14 protein-coding genes and 1 riboswitch are annotated in these 18726 nt (G+C 67.5%); of the genes, 9 read left to right on the plus strand and 5 right to left on the minus strand.

Annotated features, from left to right (window positions below):
- Positions 1 to 18 precede the first annotated feature (18 nt).
- Positions 19 to 2265, minus strand: coding sequence for an NADP-dependent isocitrate dehydrogenase (locus A5744_RS07070; protein ID WP_076059615.1), 2247 nt, complete (start codon positions 2263 to 2265; stop codon positions 19 to 21).
- Between the two features lie 189 nt (positions 2266 to 2454).
- Positions 2455 to 2574: riboswitch (SAM riboswitch) on the plus strand.
- 37 nt (positions 2575 to 2611) lie between these two features.
- Here A5744_RS07070 and A5744_RS07075 point away from each other — a divergent pair.
- From A5744_RS07075 to A5744_RS07095, 5 genes are all read left to right on the plus strand, one after another.
- On the plus strand, positions 2612 to 3985 hold the full coding sequence (locus tag A5744_RS07075; RefSeq protein ID WP_076059617.1) for a bifunctional o-acetylhomoserine/o-acetylserine sulfhydrylase: 1374 nt from the start codon (positions 2612 to 2614) through the stop codon (positions 3983 to 3985).
- 14 nt (positions 3986 to 3999) lie between these two features.
- Positions 4000 to 5160, plus strand: a complete 1161-nt coding sequence (locus tag A5744_RS07080; protein WP_076059619.1) for a homoserine O-acetyltransferase — start codon at positions 4000 to 4002, stop codon at positions 5158 to 5160.
- 25 nt (positions 5161 to 5185) lie between these two features.
- Positions 5186 to 6328 carry a homoserine O-acetyltransferase gene (locus A5744_RS07085; RefSeq protein ID WP_139331269.1) on the plus strand — a complete coding sequence of 381 codons (1143 nt, stop codon included), beginning with the start codon at positions 5186 to 5188 and terminating at the stop codon, positions 6326 to 6328.
- Positions 6329 to 6333: 5 nt separating this feature from the next.
- Positions 6334 to 7068: a class I SAM-dependent methyltransferase gene (locus A5744_RS07090; protein WP_076059686.1), complete on the plus strand. Its 735-nt coding sequence runs from the start codon at positions 6334 to 6336 to the stop codon at positions 7066 to 7068.
- Positions 7069 to 7187: 119 nt separating this feature from the next.
- Entirely contained in the window at positions 7188 to 7499 is a 312-nt protein-coding gene (locus A5744_RS07095; protein ID WP_076059620.1) for a DUF3761 domain-containing protein, read from the plus strand.
- A 4-nt stretch (positions 7500 to 7503) separates the two neighbouring features.
- Here A5744_RS07095 and A5744_RS07100 read toward each other — a convergent pair whose 3' ends face one another.
- Positions 7504 to 8880, minus strand: coding sequence for an HNH endonuclease signature motif containing protein (locus tag A5744_RS07100; RefSeq protein ID WP_076059622.1), 1377 nt, complete (start codon positions 8878 to 8880; stop codon positions 7504 to 7506).
- A 103-nt stretch (positions 8881 to 8983) separates the two neighbouring features.
- On the minus strand, positions 8984 to 10420 hold the full coding sequence (locus A5744_RS07105) for an FAD-binding oxidoreductase (protein ID WP_076059690.1): 1437 nt from the start codon (positions 10418 to 10420) through the stop codon (positions 8984 to 8986).
- Between the two features lie 261 nt (positions 10421 to 10681).
- On the opposite strand from A5744_RS07105, the gene A5744_RS07110 reads away from it, so the two are divergent.
- Positions 10682 to 11179: a DUF732 domain-containing protein gene (locus A5744_RS07110; protein WP_170874442.1), complete on the plus strand. Its 498-nt coding sequence runs from the start codon at positions 10682 to 10684 to the stop codon at positions 11177 to 11179.
- On the opposite strand, the gene A5744_RS07115 is transcribed toward A5744_RS07110, so the two are convergent.
- A complete protein-coding gene (locus tag A5744_RS07115; RefSeq protein ID WP_076059625.1) occupies positions 11176 to 11469 on the minus strand; it encodes a DUF3017 domain-containing protein in 294 nt (97 codons plus the stop codon). The two genes, A5744_RS07110 and A5744_RS07115, sit on opposite strands and share 4 nt — an antisense overlap.
- Positions 11466 to 12311 (minus strand): bifunctional methylenetetrahydrofolate dehydrogenase/methenyltetrahydrofolate cyclohydrolase, encoded by an 846-nt coding sequence (locus A5744_RS07120; RefSeq protein ID WP_076059627.1) that lies wholly within the window; start codon positions 12309 to 12311, stop codon positions 11466 to 11468. Before A5744_RS07120 ends, A5744_RS07115 begins: the two co-directional genes overlap by 4 nt.
- Before the next feature lie 39 nt (positions 12312 to 12350).
- Between A5744_RS07120 and A5744_RS07125 the strand changes: the two genes are divergently transcribed.
- From A5744_RS07125 to A5744_RS07135, 3 genes are read left to right on the plus strand one after another with little or no spacing between them, the layout of a single operon-like run.
- Positions 12351 to 13556 carry an NADH:flavin oxidoreductase gene (locus A5744_RS07125; RefSeq protein WP_076059691.1) on the plus strand — a complete coding sequence of 402 codons (1206 nt, stop codon included), beginning with the start codon at positions 12351 to 12353 and terminating at the stop codon, positions 13554 to 13556.
- Between the two features lie 29 nt (positions 13557 to 13585).
- Positions 13586 to 16228, plus strand: coding sequence for an FHA domain-containing protein (locus A5744_RS07130; RefSeq protein WP_076059693.1), 2643 nt, complete (start codon positions 13586 to 13588; stop codon positions 16226 to 16228).
- A 7-nt stretch (positions 16229 to 16235) separates the two neighbouring features.
- Positions 16236 to 18704, plus strand: coding sequence for an ATP-binding cassette domain-containing protein (locus A5744_RS07135; protein ID WP_076059628.1), 2469 nt, complete (start codon positions 16236 to 16238; stop codon positions 18702 to 18704).
- Positions 18705 to 18726: the final 22 nt, after the last annotated feature.

The following is an 18726-nucleotide window of genomic DNA, read 5'->3' on the forward strand; positions in this document are numbered from 1 at the left end:
TGCTGCGTCCCTGTGGATCTAGCCTTGGGAGGCTTGCGAAGCGGCTAGCGCTTCGTTGAACGTTTTGCTCGGCCGCATCACCGCAGTCGTCTTCTCGGTGTCCGGGCGATAGTAGCCGCCGATGTCGACTGCCTCGCCCTGCGCCTGCGCGAGCTCGGTCACGATGGCGTCCTCGTTGCGGCCCAACTCCTCGGCCAGCGCGGCGAAGTGCGTGCGCAACTCTTCGTCGTCGGATTGCGCGGCGAGTTGCTCGGCCCAGTACAGCGCCAGGTAGAACTGGCTGCCGCGGTTGTCGAGTTCGCCGGTCTTGCGCGACGGACTCTTGTTGTTGTCCAACAGCTTGCCGATCGCGGCGTCCAGCGTCTTGCCCAGAATCTTGGCGCGCTCGTTGCCGGTCTTGATACCGATGTCTTCGAAACACGCTCCCAGCGCGAGGAACTCACCGAGGGAATCCCAGCGCAGATGATTTTCCTCGACGAGTTGGTGAACGTGCTTGGGCGCCGAACCGCCCGCACCGGTCTCGTACATTCCGCCGCCGGACATCAGCGGCACGATGGACAGCATCTTCGCGCTGGTCCCGAGCTCCAGGATGGGGAACAGGTCGGTGAGGTAGTCGCGCAGGATGTTTCCGGTCGCGGCGATGGTGTCCTGCCCGCGCATCAGGCGCTCCAGCGTGTAGCGCATGGCCCACACCTGCGGCATGATCTGGATCTGCAGGCCCTCGGTGTCGTGCTCCTTCAGGTAGGCCTTGACCTTCTTGCGCAGCTCGACCTCGTGCGGCCGTTCGGTGTCCAGCCAGAACACCACCGTCATGCCCGAGTTTCGGGCCCGGGTGACGGCCAGCTTGACCCAGTCGCGGATCGCTTCGTCGGTGACGATGGGCATCCGCCAGATGTCGCCTTCTTCCACGTTCTGGGTGAGCAGGACCTCCCCGGTTTCGAGGTCGACGATGTTGGCGACGCCGTCCTCGGGGATCTCGAACGTCTTGTCGTGCGAGCCGTACTCCTCGGCCTGCTGCGCCATCAGGCCGACGTTGGGCACCGTGCCCATCGTCGTCGGGTCGAACTGCCCGTGGGTTTTACAGAAGTTGATGATCTCCTGGTAGATGCGAGCGAACGTCGACTCGGGGTTGACGGCCTTGGTGTCCTTCTGCCGCCCGTCGGCACCCCACATCTTGCCGCCGGCGCGGATCATCGCCGGCATCGACGCATCCACGATCACGTCGCTGGGCGAATGGAAGTTGGTGATTCCCTTAGCCGAATCGACCATCGCCAGCTCGGGTCGGTGTTCGTGGCAGGCGTGCACGTCGCGGATGATCTCCTCGCGCAGCGACGCGGGCAGCGACTCGATCTTGTCGTAGAGATCGACCAAGCCGTTGTTGACGTTGACGCCGAGTTCGTCGAACAGCGCCTGGTGCTTGGCGAATGCCTCCTTGTAGAAGACCTTCACGGCGTGGCCGAAGACGATGGGGTGGGAGACCTTCATCATGGTCGCCTTGACGTGCAGTGAGAACATCACGCCGGTCTCGTAGGCGTCCTGCATCTGTTCCTCGTAGAACTCGCAGAGCGCTTTTTTGCTCATGAACATGCTGTCGATGACGTCGCCGTCGCGCAGCTCTACCTTGGGTTTGAGCTCGAGCGTCTGCCCGCTTTTGGTTTCCAGCACCATCTTTACGTTGCGCGCGCGATCCAGCGTCATCGACTTCTCGCCGTGGTAGAAGTCGCCGTACCGCATGGTCGCGACGTGGGTGCGCGCCGCCGGCGAGAACTCCCCCATGCTGTGCGGGTGCTTGCGCGCGTACTCCTTGACCGCCTTGGGCGCGCGTCGGTCCGAGTTGCCTTCACGCAGCACCGGGTTGACCGCGCTGCCAAGGCATTTGGCGTATCGCTCGCGAATTGCCTTGTCCTCGTCGGTCTTCGGACTCTGCGGGAAGTCCGGGATCTTGTACCCCTTGCCTTGCAGCTCCTTGATCGCGGCGACCAATTGGGGAACCGAGGCGCTGATGTTGGGCAGCTTGATGATGTTGGTGTCGGGTCGCTTCGTCAGCGCGCCCAGTTCGGCCAGGTCGTCCGGCACCCGCTGCTCTTCGGTCAGGTAATCGGGGAACTCGGCAAGGATCCGGGCGGCCACGGAGATGTCACGCGCCTCGATCTTGATGCCCGCCGGCTCGGCGAAGGCTCGCAGGATCGGGAGGAACGCGTAGGTCGCCAGCAGCGGCGCCTCGTCGGTCAGCGTGTAGATGACGGTCGGCTGTTCGGCGCACACGGTTGGTCCATCTCCCGGCGTTGGGTCAGATTGGGGTCAGATACGGATAGGGCTCAGCGTTCTGCTTGCCACGTTATCAAGGGGATTTGGACAGGTGTCGACCCGCAGGCCAGCCCGCACGTGCCGGCACGGTGGCCACCGCAGCGGCCTATTGGCGTCGGCTCCGCACAATAAGCTAGGCTTCGTATCGGTCATGAGCGCCAGCGACAAGCCCCGGCTTGCTGGCCGGCAACCCTCCAACCGCGGTGGGGTGCCCCGGGTGATGACCAGGTTGAGTAGCCACAACCGGCTATCCGGCAAGCGCGGGTCCGCCATGACGGGCCCCTGACTAGAGGGGAAGCTTTCCATGAGCGACGAAACCAGTCCCGAGGCCGATCCGACTGCCCATTGGTCGTTCGAAACGAAGCAGGTCCACGCCGGCCAGAGTCCCGACCCCGCGACCAGCGCCCGTGCCCTGCCGATTTACCAGACCACGTCCTACACCTTCAACGACACCAGCCACGCCGCCGCGCTGTTCGGGCTCGAGGTCCCGGGCAACATCTACACCCGCATCGGCAACCCCACCACCGACGTCGTCGAACAGCGGATCGCCGCGCTCGAGGGCGGCGTGGCCGCGCTCTTCCTGTCCTCGGGACAGGCCGCTGAGACGTTCGCCATATTGAACCTCGCGAGTGCCGGGGATCACATCGTCTCCAGCCCGCGCCTCTACGGCGGCACTTACAACTTGTTCCACTATTCGTTGCCGAAGCTCGGCATCGACGTCAGCTTCGTCGAGGATCCCGACGATCTGGATTCCTGGCAGGCGGCGGTGCGGCCGAACACCAAGGCGTTCTTCGGCGAAACCATCTCCAACCCGCAGATCGACATCCTGGACACCCCGGGGGTTTCCGGGGTCGCCCACGCCAACGGCGTACCCCTGATCGTCGACAACACCATCGCCACACCGTATTTGATTCAGCCTCTAACGCAGGGCGCCGACATCGTCGTGCACTCGGCCACCAAATATCTGGGCGGGCACGGCGCGGCCATCGCCGGCGTCATCGTCGACGGCGGCACGTTCGACTGGACGCAGGGCCGCTTCCCCGGGTTCACCACACCCGATCCGAGTTACCACGGCGTGGTGTACGCCGAGCTGGGACCGCCGGCCTTTGCCGTGAAGGCGCGCGTGCAACTGCTGCGCGACTACGGGTCGGCGGCGGCGCCGTTCAACGCGTTCCTGGTGGCGCTGGGTCTGGAGACGCTGAGTCTGCGCGTGGAGCGCCACGTCGCCAATGCGCAACGCGTCGCCGAGTTCCTGGCCGCGCGTGACGACGTGTTGTCGGTCAACTACGCGGGGCTGCCCAGCTCGCCGTGGCATGAGCGCGCAAAGAAGCTGGCGCCCAAGGGAACCGGTGCCGTTCTCGCGTTCGAGCTGGCGGGCGGTGTCGAGGCCGGCAAAGCGTTCGTCAACGCGCTGCAACTGCACAGTCATGTCGCCAACATCGGCGACGTGCGCTCCCTGGTGATTCATCCCGCGTCGACCACGCACGCCCAGCTGAGCCCCGCCGAGCAGCTGAGCACCGGCGTCAGCCCGGGGCTGGTGCGGCTGGCCGTCGGCATCGAGGGCATCGACGACATCCTCGCCGACCTGGAGCTCGGCTTCGCCGCGGCGCGGAAATTCGGTGCGCCGGCCGCGGGGTCCGCTCAGGCCGGCGACCCGCAGACGGTGGCGGCGTTCTGAGGAACAACTCCGACGTGACGATTTTCGAAATTCCGACCCAAACGCTGCCCGCCGAAGGCGAAATCGGCGTGGTCGACATCGGCTCGCTGACCCTCGAGAGCGGTGCGGTGATCGACGACGTCTACATCGCCATACAGCGCTGGGGTGAATTGTCGCCCACGCGTGACAACGTGGTGGTGGTACTGCACGCGCTCACCGGCGATTCGCACATCACCGGGCCAGCCGGACCCGGGCATCCCACGGCGGGATGGTGGGACGGGGTGGCCGGGCCGGGCGCCCCGATCGACACCAACCGCTGGTGCGCGGTGGCCACCAATGTGCTGGGCGGCTGCAGCGGCTCCACGGGGCCGAGTTCCCTTGCCAGGGACGGAAAGCCGTGGGGCTCGAGATTTCCGCACATATCCGTACGCGATCAGGTGGAAGCGGACGTCGCGGCGCTGGCCGCGCTGGGTATCGAGCGGGTTGCCGCCGTCGTCGGCGGATCCATGGGCGGCGCAAGGGCTTTGGAATGGATAGTCGGCCACCCCGACGACGTTGGGGCCGGGCTCCTGCTGGCCGTCGGCGCACGCGCGACTGCCCACCAGATCGGAACCCAGAGCACTCAGATCGCCGCCATCAAGACCGACCCGAACTGGCAGGACGGCGATTATTACGACAGCGGGCGAACACCGGATGCCGGGCTGGCGATTGCCCGTCGCTTCGCGCACCTGACCTACCGTGGCGAGGTCGAGCTCGACACCCGGTTCGCCAACGACGGCCAGGGCGATGAGGACCCCCTGAACGGCGGCCGCTACGCGGTGCAGAGCTACCTGGAATACCAGGGCGACAAGCTGGTGGACCGGTTCGACGCCGGCAGCTACGTGGCCCTGACCGAGGCGCTGAACAGCCACGACGTCGGCCGCGGCCGCGGCGGGGTGCGAAAAGCGCTGCGCGGGTGCCCGGTGCCGGTGGTGGTCGGCGGCATCACCTCCGACCGGCTGTACCCGCTGCGGTTGCAGGAGGAACTGGCCGAACTGCTGCCCGGCTGCACCGGCTTGCAGGTGGTCGACTCTCCCTACGGGCACGACGGCTTCCTACTGGAATTTGAGGCGGTCAGCGACATGATCCGCAAGACCCTCGAAGTGGCCCAGCGCGAATTGGCCCAGAACGAATTGGCCCAGAACGAAAGCGCGTGACGGCGGCGTTGTGATGAACTCTGAGATGATGACGTCCGACATTCCACGCCAGACTCCCGCCCAGACGCTGCCCCCCGAAGGCGAAATCGGCCTGGTCGACATCGGCTCGCTGACGCTCGAAAGCGGTGCGGTGATCGACGATGTCCGGATAGCCGTCCAGCGCTGGGGCGAATTGTCGCCAACGCGGGACAACGTGGTGGTGGTGATGCATGCGCTCACCGGCGATTCGCACATCACCGGACCCGCCGGACCCGAGCATCCCACGGCCGGATGGTGGGACGGGGTGGCCGGGCCGGGCGCCCCGATCGACACCAACCGCTGGTGCGCGGTGGCCACCAATGTGCTGGGCGGTTGCCGTGGCTCCACCGGACCCAGCTCGATTGCCCCCGACGGAAAGCCGTGGGGCTCCAGGTTTCCGCGCATTTCCGTGCGGGATCAGGTCGAGGCGGATGTCGCCGCGCTGGCCGCACTGGGTATCAAGCAGATTGCCGCCGTTATCGGCGGATCGATGGGCGGCCTAAGGGCTTTGGAGTGGATGGTGAGCCGCCCGGACCAAGTCCGGGCCGGACTGCTGTTGGCGATGAGCGCCCGCAGCACCGCTGACCTGATCGGTCATCTCGAGACCCAGATTTCGGTCGTCAAGGGCGACCCCGCCTGGCAGGGCGGCGACTACTACGGCACGGGCCGCAAGCCCGATTTCGGGATGTCCATCGCCCGTCGCTTCGCTCACCTGACCTACCGCGGCGAGGCCGAGCTCGACACCCGGTTCGCCAACGACAGCCAGGGCGATGAGGACCCGTTGACCGGCGGCCGCTACGCGATACAGAGCTACCTGGAGCACCAGGGCGACAAGCTGGTGGACCGCTTTGACGCCGGCACCTACGTGGCGCTGAGCGCGTCGTGCAGCAGCCACGACGTCGGCCGCGGCCGCGGCGGGGTGCGAAAAGCGCTGCGCGGGTGCCCGGTACCGGTCGTGGTCGGCGGCATCACCAGTGACCGGCTGTACCCGCTGCGGTTGCAGGAGGAATTGGCCGAGCTGCTGCCGGGCTGCACCGGCCTGCATGTGCTCGAGTCCCCCTACGGGCACGATGGCTTCCTGATCGAAGCGGATGCGGTCAACGACTTGATCCGCAAGACCCTGGAATTGGCCGGGAACGAAGGCGCGTGACAAAGGTGACCCGCCCCAGGCACGACCGCTCGCTGTCGTTTGGCTCCGCGGCTGCCGCCTATGAGCGTGGCCGTCCGTCGTATCCGCCCGAGGCGATCGACTGGTTGTTGCCGCGCGGCGCGCGCCAAGTGCTCGACCTCGGTGCGGGTACCGGCAAGCTGACCACGCGCCTGGTGGAGCGCGGCTTGGACGTGGTGGCCGTGGATCCCATTCCGGACATGCTGGAGGTGCTGCGCAGTTCGCTACCGGAGACTCGCGCGGTGCTGGGCACCGCCGAAGAGATTCCGTTGGAGGACAACAGCGTTGACGCGGTCCTGGTCGCCCAGGCGTGGCACTGGGTGGATCCCGAGCGCGCTGTTCCCGAGGTGGCCCGGGTGCTACGGCCCGGCGGCCGGTTGGGTCTGGTGTGGAACACCCGCGACGAAAGGCTCGGCTGGGTACGCGAATTGGGCGAGATCATCGGCAGCGATGGCGACAGGGGTCGATTCGACGTCGGGTTGCCCGCGCCATTCGCCGAGTCGCAGCGCCATCAAGTCGAATGGACGAATTACCTTACCCCGCAAGCGCTGATCGACCTGGTGGCTTCGCGTAGTTACTGCATCACCTCCCCGACCGAGGTCCGCACCAGGACGCTCGACCAGGTGCGCGAGTTGCTGGCCACCCACCCGGCGCTGGCGAACTCCACCGGCCTGGCGATGCCCTACGTCACCGTGTGCATCCGCGCAACGCTGGCCGAGTAGGTCGGGCCAGCGCGCCGAACTTTGTTGCTCGAATTCATGTGACGGAGTCACAGAAACGTTAGGCTCTCCCGCAGGCTTCGGGTGCCTGACAATCAACGCAGTTTTGTGCGGGGTTTGATATGCGCGTTCAGATTAGGGTGCTCGTCGTCGCGTCAGCGATTGGAGCGTCAGCCTTAGGCATTGCTTCAACCGTGGTCCCCAGCAGTCCGACGGCGGTCTTGGCCAGTTGTAGCAGCGGTTATTACCAAAACTCGGACGGTCAATGTATCCCCCGGCCATCGTCGGGTCTGCCCCCCGGCGGGGCCCCCGGCCTCGTAGGTACACCTCCCGGAGCCACCGCGATCTGCCGCGACGGCGACTATTCATTCAGCACCCACCACACGGGCACATGCTCGGGCCACGGCGGCGTACGCCAATGGCTGACAAGCTGAGCAGTTACCACTCGTCATCGTCCTCGTCGTAGCGCAGCAGTTTCTCGGGGTGATGGAAGGTGTTGGTTCGCGGTTGGCCGCGATCCAAGTGCGTGGGCGGGATCCATTCGGTGTCGCCGTTGGCGCGTTTTCGCGTCGTCCAGCCGCCGGGTCGCAGCAGTCGGTGGTGGGGACCGCAACCGAGGGTGAGGTCATTGACGTCGGTGGTGCGGCACTTCGCGTAATCGGTGACGTGGTGGACTTCGCTGTAGTACCCGGGCACGTCGCAGCCGGGCGCCGAGCAGCCGCGGTCCTTGGCGTACAACACAATCCGCTGGGCGGGGTTTGCGAGCCGTTTCGTGTGATAGAGCGCCAGGGCCTTGCCCTTGTCGAAAATCGCGAGGTAGTGCCGGGCATGGCGGGCCAGGCGGATCACGTCGCTCATGGGCAAGATGGTGCCGCCACCGGTGAGGCCCTTCCCGGCGGCGGCTTCCAGTTCGGCCAGGGTGGTGGTGACGACAATGGAGGCCGGTAACCCGTTGTGCTGACCGAGTTTTCCCGACGCCAACAGCGCGCGCAGGGCGGCATTCAGCCCATCGTGGTTGCGCTGGCCGACTAAGCGGGCGTCTTTGTCGATGGCCTCTTGCGGGGGCGGCCCATCCACCGTTGGGGCTTCATCGAGAGAATTGCACATCCCGGGTGCGGCGAGCTTGGCCAGCACCGCCTCCAGGGTGGCGCGGGCCTCCGGTGTCAGCCAGCCGCGCAGCTGCGACATTCCATCCGAGCCCTGGGTGCCCAGGGTCAGGCCGCGGCGCCGGGCTCGTTCCTCGTCGGTGTAGGTTCCGTCGGGATTGAGGCAGTCGGCCAGCGTGTCGGCGAGCCCGGCCAGTTGTTCCGGACGAAACTGGCTGCCCTGCTTGGCCAATTGGGCTTCGGCCTGGTCGCGCGTGGAATCATCTATCCAGCCGGGCAGCTGGTGATAGAAGCGGCGGATCACCGCGACTTGCCCGGGGCCCAACGTCCCATCGCGCTGCCCGGCGGCGGCGCCCGGCAGCACAGGAGGGAGGGGTTCTCCCGTCAATGCTTGTCGGGGTCCCAGATCGGCGGCTTCGCGGATGCGCCGGGCCGCCTCGGCGCGGCTGATCAGCGTCCACTCGGCCATCGCATGCGAGAGCTTGCCGCCCATCTCCTCCGGAGTGGCCTGGCGGCCAAGCTGATTGATCAGCGGATGCTCCACCGCCGGCAACCGGCGACGCACCCGTTCGCAGCGCTCCAAGAAATGGAAGCGTTCGGGCGTGGTCAGCGGATCGAAGTCCAGCGCGGCGACCACGTCGAGTGCGGCGTCCAACGCATCAAAAGCAGCCGTCATCGCCTCTCGGTCGACCACCCCGCCGGAATTCATAATGCGAAACTATCCAAGCGCACCGACAAGAATCGTTAGTTTGTGACTACTGAAACCAAAGTGGCGCAAGAAATTTGAATGACGGTGGACCGGCCGGAAGGCGTCAGAAGTTCAATCCGGAGAACATGATCCGGTTCGGGTCGTACTTCTGCCGGACGGTCGTCAGCCGCGGCAGGTTCGGTCCGAAATAGCGGGCCGCGGTGGTGTCGGCCTCGAGGTAATTGACGTAGCCGCCGGCCGAAAACTGTTGCACCGCTCGGTGCGCGGAAGTCAGCCACTGCTTGGCTGCGGAAACCTGACTCGCGGCCGGCTCCACGTACCATTGCAGCACCGCGGACTGCTGACGCCAGGGAAATGCGGTGTCTCCGGCGGCCACATCGCCCACCGCGCCGCCCAACGGGTCGACGAGCACCGACGCCTGTCCCGCCGAGGCGGGCCACTGCCCGATCGCGGTGGCAATGGCATGGGCCGCAGCCGAATCCACCGGACCGGTGACGTCGGATCCGGCGACGAACCCGCGCGGCGGAGGCGCCGAACTGCCGCCGGCCAGGAACATCACCAGATCCATGTGGCTCAACGTCTTGGTCTGCACCGCGGTGGGCGCCTCGCCGACCGCCGATTTGATGGCATCGGCCACCCCGGATCCCGCGCCGGCCGGACAGATCGCCAGGATATGGCACCTTGGAGTCGCGCCGATGGCGAGATCGACGATTCCGCCGGTGTTTCGGTCCGCGCCGGTCAGCCACGACTGCCAGCCGACGAGCACCTGAACGGCTGACGCCGGCGGGAAGTCCAGCCGGACCACGTCGCTGTCGGCGGTGGCGAAGGTCCCGAACGTCATCGACGTGGTCACGCCGAAATTGCCCCCGCCACCGCCGCATAGGGCCCAAAACAAATCCGGATGGTCACTACCCGAGGCGGTGACGACGTCGCCGCTCGGCAGCACCACGGTGGCGGACTTCAGCGCGTCACACGTCAGGCCCGCGTGCCGGGAATCGGCCCCAATCCCGCCGCCGAGCGCCAGCCCCGCGACGCCGACCGTCGGACAGCTCCCGGTGGGGATCGCGCGGCCCGCCGCGGCGCACGCCTGGTGGACCGCATAGAGATTCGTCGCCGGCGTCACCGTGACGTTGCCGCTACCGCCATCGAAGTTCGCTCCCCCCGGTAGCCCGCGCAGGTCGAGCACCATCGCGTCGGTGGCGCTGGACGCGCCGACATACGAATGCCCTCCCCCACGCGGCGCGACCTTCAGGTTGTGCGCCGCGGCGAACGACAACGCCTTCTGCACGTCGGCTTGCGACGAAACCCTCACCACCGCAGCGGGATTGGAGTTGTCGTAGAACGAATTGAAGACTTGCTTGCCCGTCGCGAACTGAGTTCCGTTGGCGGGCAACAGAATAGTACCGCCGATCGACGAGGCCAGACCGTCCCACCCGGGATCCGGGTCGGCCGCCGCACGCGTGCCGCCGAACACCGTCCCGCTCACCAACGCTCCGGCGGCGCCGCGGAGTAACGCCTGACGGGAGATAACACGGGAGATCACGGGGTCAGACGGACGGCTGCGATTCGTCGTCATGCCAGATTCTGGACCATTTCGCCCCGAAAGTCCGGTGTCGACGCGCGTGTCGGCGCGTGTCGACCTACAGCCGCTCCAATAACCGATGTCTCGCGCACGTCGCGTTCACGAAACGCATAGTGTGCAAACCTTTATCTCCCCGTGTTGTAAATGTGACAGTAGTAGACCAAAGTTTCCAGAGTGATTTGAGTGCCATGAGCGCACTCGGGACGGATGGGGAAGCTGTTGAAGGCTCTGGCACGAACTCAGGACTGGCTCTGGTTGTTTCGCCGTCAGCCCCTGACGATCCGCCTGCTGGCGGCGACGGCCGCCCTGCTCACCATGGCCGCGGCCTTTTCGGCGCCCGCCGAGGCCGACCCGGGGACCGACGATGCCTTCATCGACGCGCTGAACCACGCCGGCGTCGACTTCGGCCAACCCGGCAACGCGATGGCTGTCGGCGAATCCATCTGCCCGATGCTCGCCCAGCCGGGCGGGAGCATGGCCGCGGCCGTGCAGCGCGTGCGGGGCGCCGGCCTGTCGCCGGGAATGGCCCAGATGTTCACCACGATCGCGATACAGACGTACTGCCCGACCGAAATGGCAAACATAGCCAACGGCAACCTATCTGGTGTGCCGCAGGTCCCGGGCATGCCGGGGGGGATGCCGGGCATGCCGGGAGGGATGCCGGGTGTGCCTGGGGGCATGCCCGGCATCCCAGGCAACTACACGCCGGGGATCTAACGCGTCCCCAGCGGATCGATGGTCGACGCGATGTAGATCATCGCGGCCCCGACGATCGCGGTCGTCATGAAGTCGGTGCCCTTGCTGCGCACCACGAGCAGGCCGGCACGGTCTTCGGACAAGACCAGCCGCAGCGCCGCCGCCACCCCGACGCCGATGCCGATCAGCAGGGAACCGCGGCGCCAGAAGTTGGCCCCGACCAAGACAAACGCCGCGGCGAAAATCAGCCCGACCGACAGAATCGGCCACTGGGCCCGCACGAGCGCCCGCAGGACGGTCCTGGCGGTCATCGCCGCTCGGCCAGCTCGACGACGTTGGTCAGCAGGAACGCCCGGGTCAGCGGGCCGATGCCACCGGGATTCGGTGACACGTGACCGGCGACGTCCCACACGTCCGGATGCACGTCACCCACGAGCTTGCCGTCCACCCGGCTGACGCCGACGTCGAGCACCGCGGCACCGGGCCGCACCATGTCGGCGGTCAGCAGGTGCGGCACTCCCACGGCGGCCACGATGATGTCCGCCTGCCTGGTCAACGCGGGCAAGTCGCGAGTTCCGGTGTGGCACAACGTCACCGTGGCGTTTTCGGAGCGGCGGGTCAGCAGCAGGCCCAGCGGGCGGCCCACCGTGACACCCCGGCCGATGACGACCACGTGCGCCCCGGCGATCTCGACGTCGTAGCGCCGCAACAAATGCACGATGCCGCGAGGGGTGCACGGCAGCGGCGCGGACTTGTTCAGCACCAACCGGCCCAGGTTCGTCGGGTGCAGCCCGTCGGCGTCCTTGTCGGGGTCGACGCGCTCCAGCGCCGCGTTCTCGTCGAGATGCTTGGGCAGCGGCAATTGCACGATGTAACCGGTGCAATCGGGATTGCTGTTCAACTCGTCGATCGTCTCGTCGAGCACGGCCGCGCTGATGTCGGCGGGCAGGTCGCGGCGGATCGAGTTGATGCCCACCTTGGCGCAATCGGCGTGCTTACCGCGGACGTAGGCCTGCGAGCCCGGGTCGTCCCCGACCAGGATGGTGCCCAACCCGGGCGTGCGACCCGCGGCGGTCAACTCGGCGACGCGCTTCTTCAGGTCTACGAAGATCTCGTCACGGGTGGCCTTGCCGTCCAGCGTGATTGCGCCCACGCCTGACAGTGTTCCATGGCCAAGGTTTACGCTGCCCACATGCCCGAGACCCCAGACGTGTTCTCGCCGGCCAAGCTGGGCCCCGTCACGCTGCGTAACCGGATCATCAAGGCCGCGACGTTCGAGGCGCGCACACCCGGCGCGCTGGTGAGCGACGACTTGATCGAATACCACCGGCTGCCGGCCGCCGGCGGAGTGGGCATGACCACCGTCGCCTACTGCGCGGTCTCGCCCGGCGGCCGCACCGAGGGCAACGGACTCTGGATGCGCCCCGAGGCGGTGCCGGGACTGCGGCGGCTGACGGACGCGATCCACGCAGAGGGCGCGGCGGTGAGCGCGCAGATCGGCCACGCCGGCCCGGTGGCCAACGCCCGCTCCAACAAGGCCACCGCCCTGGCACCGGTGCGGTTCTTCAACCCGATCGGGATGCGGTTCGCGAAGAAGGCAACCCGCGAGGACATCGACGACGTCATCGAAGGACACGCCAACGCCGCGCGGCTGGCCATCGAGGCGGGCTTCGACGCGGTCGAAATCCATTTGGGCCACAACTATTTGGCGAGCTCGTTCCTGTCGCCGCTGATCAACCGCCGCGACGACGAGTTCGGCGGATCGCTGGAGAACCGGGCCAAGCTGGCCCGCGGCATGGTGATGGCCGTCCGGCGCGCGGTGGAGAATGAGGGGACGCCGATCGCGGTGACCGCCAAGCTCAACATGGCCGACGGCGTGCGCGGCGGCATCAGCACCGAGGAATCGCTGACCACCGCCAAATGGCTGCAGGACGATGGCGGGCTGGACGCGATCGAACTCACCGCCGGCAGCTCGCTGGTCAACCCGATGTATCTGTTTCACGGCGACGCACCGGTCAAGGAGTTCGCCCGCGCTTTCAAGCCGCCGCTGCGCTGGGGCATCCGCATGACGGGCAAGAAATTCCTTCGCGAGTACCCCTACCGCGAGGCCTATCTCTTGCGACACGCCAAGCTGTTCCGCGCCGAGCTGACGATGCCGCTGATCCTGCTCGGCGGCATCACCAACCGGGAAACGATGGACCTCGCGATGGCGGAGGGATTCCAATTCGTCGCGATGGCCCGGGCCCTGCTGGCCGAGCCGGACCTGGTCAATCGGATCGCCGCCGACGGCGCCGCGCACGGCGTGCATTCGGCGTGCACGCACTGCAATCGCTGCATGCCCACGGTCTACAGCCGGACGCACTGCGTGGTAACCGGGGCGCCTGACATTGCAGGCTGACAACAGTTGCACCGGCTAGAGTTGTGGCGATGACCGCAGCACCCCCGCCAGCGCTAACCGTTCGACACGACGGGTCCGAACGGACTTTCGCGGCGGGCCATGACGTGGTGGTCGGTCGCGATCTCCGCGCCGACATGCGCATCACACACCCGCTGATTTCGCGTGCCCATCTGCTGCTGCGCTTCGACCAGGGCAGGTGGCTGGCGATCGACAACGGTTCGCTCAACGGGACTTTCGTCAACGGCCGCCGCGTGCCGGTGGTCGACATCCACGACGGCCAGACCGTCAACATCGGCAATCCCGACGGGCCGCAGCTGACCTTCGAAATCGGTCACTACCAAGGGATGGCGGGTCGCCCGCCCCGCACCGAGTCGATGGGCATCCCCGTGGCGGCGCACGCGGCGGGAACGGCGTGGCCGCCCTCGCCGTCCCCGGGTCAGCCGGGCCCTCCGCCCGCGCCGCCCGGCCCGCCGGGGCGCCCACCGAACCGCGCCGCGCCCCCACTGCGTCGACCGCATCCGGGCCCACCGCCGGGGCCACCACCGGCGCGGCCGACCGCGTTTCCGCCCGGTGCGCCGCCACCGCCACCCAACTTCCCGCCGCCGCCGCTTGCGGGATCCGCGGCGTCGGCGCCGGCCGCGCCGCACACCGAGATATCGCGCACCGCCCCCAAGCAACCGGAGGTGGGCAACCTCGCGACGAAGATGTTCCAGGCGCTGATGCCGTCGCGGTCCGGGGCGATACAGAAGCCGGTCGGCTCGCTCACCATCGGCCGTGCCACCGACAACGACGTCGTCATCCAGGACGTGCTGGCGTCACGCCATCACGCGTTTCTGACTCAGACGCCGCTGGGCACCGAAATCCGCGACGCGCACAGCGTCAACGGGACCTTCGTCAACGGTGTGCGGGTCGGGTCCGCGGTGCTCACCGAGGGCGACGTGGTCACCATCGGCAACGTCGACCTGGTGTTCACCCGCGACACCCTGGTCCGGCGCACCGAAGCGGCGACGCGCACCGGCGGCCTCGAGGTGAACTCGGTCTGCTTCACCGTCGACCACGGCAAGCAACTTCTGGACCACATCTCGCTGACCGCCCGGCCCGGGACGCTGACCGCCATCATCGGTGGTTCCGGCGCCGGCAAGACGACCCTGTCGCGGCTGATCGTCGGCTACACCACCCCGACGTCGGGCTCGGTGACCTTCGAGGGTCACAACATCCATACCGAATATGCGTCCATGCGCAGCAGGATCGGGATGGTCCCGCAGGACGACGTGGTGCACCGCCAGCTGACCGTCAACCAGGCCCTTGGCTACGCCGCCGAGCTGCGCCTGCCGCCCGACACCAGCAAAGAGGAACGTGCCCAGGTCGTCGCTCAGGTGCTCGAGGAACTCGAGCTGACCAAACACGCAGACACCCGGGTCGACAAGCTCTCCGGCGGCCAGCGCAAACGCGCCTCGGTGGCGCTGGAGCTACTGACCCAACCATCGCTGCTGCTCCTGGACGAGCCGACGTCCGGTCTGGACCCGGCGCTGGACCGTCAGGTCATGCTGATGCTGCGTCAGCTCGCCGACGCCGGCCGCGTGGTGTTGGTGGTCACCCACTCCGTGTCCTATCTCGACGTCTGCGATCAGATCCTGCTCGTCGCGCCCGGCGGTAAGACCGCGTTCTGCGGGCCGCCCGACCAGGTCGAGGCCGCCATGGGGACCCGCAACTGGGCCGACATCTTCGCCAAGGTGGGCGCCGATCCCGACGAGGCCAACCGCCGCTTCAAGGAACGCAACCAGCCGTCGTCGCAGGCGCCGGCCCCCGAGAGCCCGGCGGATCTGGGCGAACCACCCCAAACCGACCTGTGGCGGCAGCTATCTACCATCGCTCGCCGTCAGGTTCGCCTCGTCGTGTCCGACCGCGGTTACACGATCTTCCTGGCGATCCTGCCCTTCCTCATCGGCGCGTTGTCGCTGACCGTGAAAGGCCCAAAACCCGGCCTCGGCCCCGCCGACCCGCTCGGTCTCGCGCCCACTCAGCCGCAGTACATCATGGTGCTGTTGAACATCGGCGCCGTCTTCATGGGCACCGCGCTGACCATCCGCGACCTCATCGGCGAGCGCGCGATCTTCCGCCGGGAGCAGGCCGTCGGCCTGTCCACCACGGCGTATCTGCTGGCCAAGATCGTGGTGTTCTGCGTCTTCGCGACCGCGCAGGCAGCGATCGCAACGTTCATCGTGCGGCTGGGCAAGGGCGCGCCGACCGCAGACCCGCCTTTCTTTGGCAACTCGACGTTCTCGCTATTCGTCACCGTCGCGGGCACCTGTGTTGCTTCCGCGATGCTCGGCCTGCTGCTGTCGTCGCTGGCGCAGTCCAACGAGCAGATCATGCCGCTGCTCGTGGTGTCGATCATGTCGCAGCTGGTGTTGTCCGGCGGGATGATCCCGGTCTACCAACGCGTCGGTCTCGAGCAGCTCGCATGGCTGACACCCGCCCGCTGGGGCTACGCCGGGGGTGCGTCCTCGATCGACTTTCCGTCACTGGTGAAGGTCAAACAGATCCCGACCAACGACCCGGTCTGGCAGCACTCCAAACACATTCTGCTGTTCGACATGGCGATGCTCGCACTGTTGAGCGTCCTCTACAGCGCCATCGTGTGGTGGAAGATCCGGCTCAAGCGGCACTGATCACCCGATGAATCGCCCTGCGCAGCCCGTGCTGACCGTTCGGTCCAACCGATCCCAGGGCAGCTTCGCCCCGGGCGGTGACGTGGTGGTCGGCAGCGACCTGCGCGCCGACCTGCGAGTGGCCCATCCGCTGGTCGCCCGCGCGCACGTGCTGTTGCGCTTCGACCAGGGCCGCTGGTTGGCGCTCGACAACAACTCGCTCAACGGTGTGTTCGTCAACGGCCAGCGCGTGCCCACCGTCGACATCCAGGACGGGCAGAGCATCAACATCGGCAAGCCCGACGGGCCGCGGATCACCTTCGAGGTCGGGCACCACCGGGGCAGCGTCGGCTCGCTACCGCGGACGACGCAGGTGATCCCGACGATCGCACCACCCCCCTTGCCCCGCCAGTCACCGGCCCAGGCGCCGGTCGCGCGCCGCTATCAGCCCGGCTCGCCGCAGCCGGTTCCGATCGTCGCGCCCAAGGCACAAACCCACCAGGTGCCACCGGCAGCGGCCGGGCCCGGGCCCGACGCCCCGACCAGAACGATCAAACCCCTGGGGCCCGAATCGGGGGCGGCACCCGTCGCGGGCGCCGCCCGGATCGGCCGCGCGATCGACAACGACATCGTCATCCACGACGTGCTGGCGTCGCGCTATCACGCGTTCCTGGCCCCGACGCCGATCGGCACCGAGATCCGCGACGCCAACAGCATCAACGGGACGTTCGTCAACGGGCTCCGGGTCGGGTCGGCGCTGCTGTCCGAGGGCGACGTGGTCACCATCGGCAACGTCGACCTGGTCTTCACCGGCGGCGTCCTGCTGCGCCGCCAGGAAGCGGCGACGCGCACCGGCGGTCTCGAGGTCCGCCATGTCGACTTCAGCGTCGACGGCAAGAACCTGCTCGAGAAGATCTCGATGACGGCCAGGCCCGGCACCCTGACCGCCATCATCGGCGGATCAGGCGCCGGCAAGAGCACGCTGTCGCGGCTGATCGCCGGGTACGCCACCCCCACGGCCGGCACCGTCACGTTCGAAGGCCACAACATCCACACCGCCTACGCGACGCTGCGCACCAGGATCGGGATGGTGCCCCAGGACGACGTCGTGCACCGCCAGCTGACCGTCAACCAGGCGCTCGGCTACGCCGCCGAGCTGCGCCTGCCGCCGGACACCAGCAAGACCGACCGCGAAGAGGTCGTCGCGCAGGTCCTCGACGAGCTGGGGCTGACGCAGCACGCGGACACCCGGGTCGACAAGCTCTCCGGCGGCCAGCGCAAGCGCGCGTCCGTCGCGCTCGAGCTGCTCACCGGGCCGTCGCTGCTGATCCTCGACGAACCGACCTCGGGCCTTGACCCCGCGCTGGACCTGCAAGTCATGACGATGCTGCGGCAACTGGCCGACGCCGGCCGCGTGGTGTTGGTGGTCACCCACTCGCTGACGTATCTGGACATCTGCGATCAGGTGCTGCTGATGGCCCCCGGCGGCAAGACCGCGTTCCTGGGCGCGCCCGACCAGATCGGCGAGGTCATGGGGACCACCAACTGGGCCCACATTTTCGCGAAGGTCGGCGCCGACCCGGACGAGGCCAATCGCCGGTTCCTGGCCCAGAACAAACCCCCGCCGCCGCCGGAGGCCGAAGCGCCCGCGGCCGAACTCGGCGACGCGGCGCACACCAGCGTGCGTCGTCAGTTCTCGACGATCGCGCGGCGCCAAGTTCGCCTGATCGTGTCCGACCGCGCGTATTTCGTGTTCCTGGCGCTGTTGCCGTTCGTCATGGGTGCGCTGTCGCTGACCGTTCCCGGCGACACCGGTTTCGGCATCGCCGACCCGACGAGCGCCTCCGCCGGCGAGGCCGCGACGATCTTGATGCTGCTGACCATGGCCGCCGCCTTCATGGGTACGGCGCTGACGCTGCGCGACCTCATCGGCGAGCGCGCCATCTTCCGGCGCGAGCAGGCGGTGGGACTGTCGACCGGGGCCTATCTGGGCGCCAAGGTCGTCGTCTTCTGCGTGTTCGCCATCGTCCAGGCGGTGATCGCAACCACCATCGTGGTCGTGGGCAAGGGCACGCCGACGCGGCCGGCCGTGCTGCTCGGCAATGCCACCTTCGAGCTGTACGTCACCGTCGCGGCGACCTGCGTGGCCTCGGCGATGCTCGGCCTGCTGCTGTCGTCGCTGGCACGCTCGAATGAGCAGATCATGCCGCTGCTGGTGGTGTCGTTGATGATGCAGATGGTGCTCTCCGGCGGGATGGTTCCGATCACCAACCGCATCTTTCTGGATCAGCTGTCCTGGGTGGTGCCCTCGCGGTGGGGATATGCGGCGTCGGGCTCGACGGTGGATTTGTGGACGGTGGCGCCCGGCCCGCAGAGTCCCCGCGACCGCCACTTCCAGCACACGTCCGGCACCTGGCTCTTCGACATGGCCATGCTCGCGGCGTTGTCGGTGTTCTATACCGGCGTCGTGTGGTGGCGCATGCGGCTCAAGCGATAGCGGCTCAAGCGATAGCGGCTCA

Source organism: Mycobacterium sp. IS-1264, assembly GCF_001954195.1.
In the GTDB taxonomy this organism is placed as follows: domain Bacteria; phylum Actinomycetota; class Actinomycetes; order Mycobacteriales; family Mycobacteriaceae; genus Mycobacterium.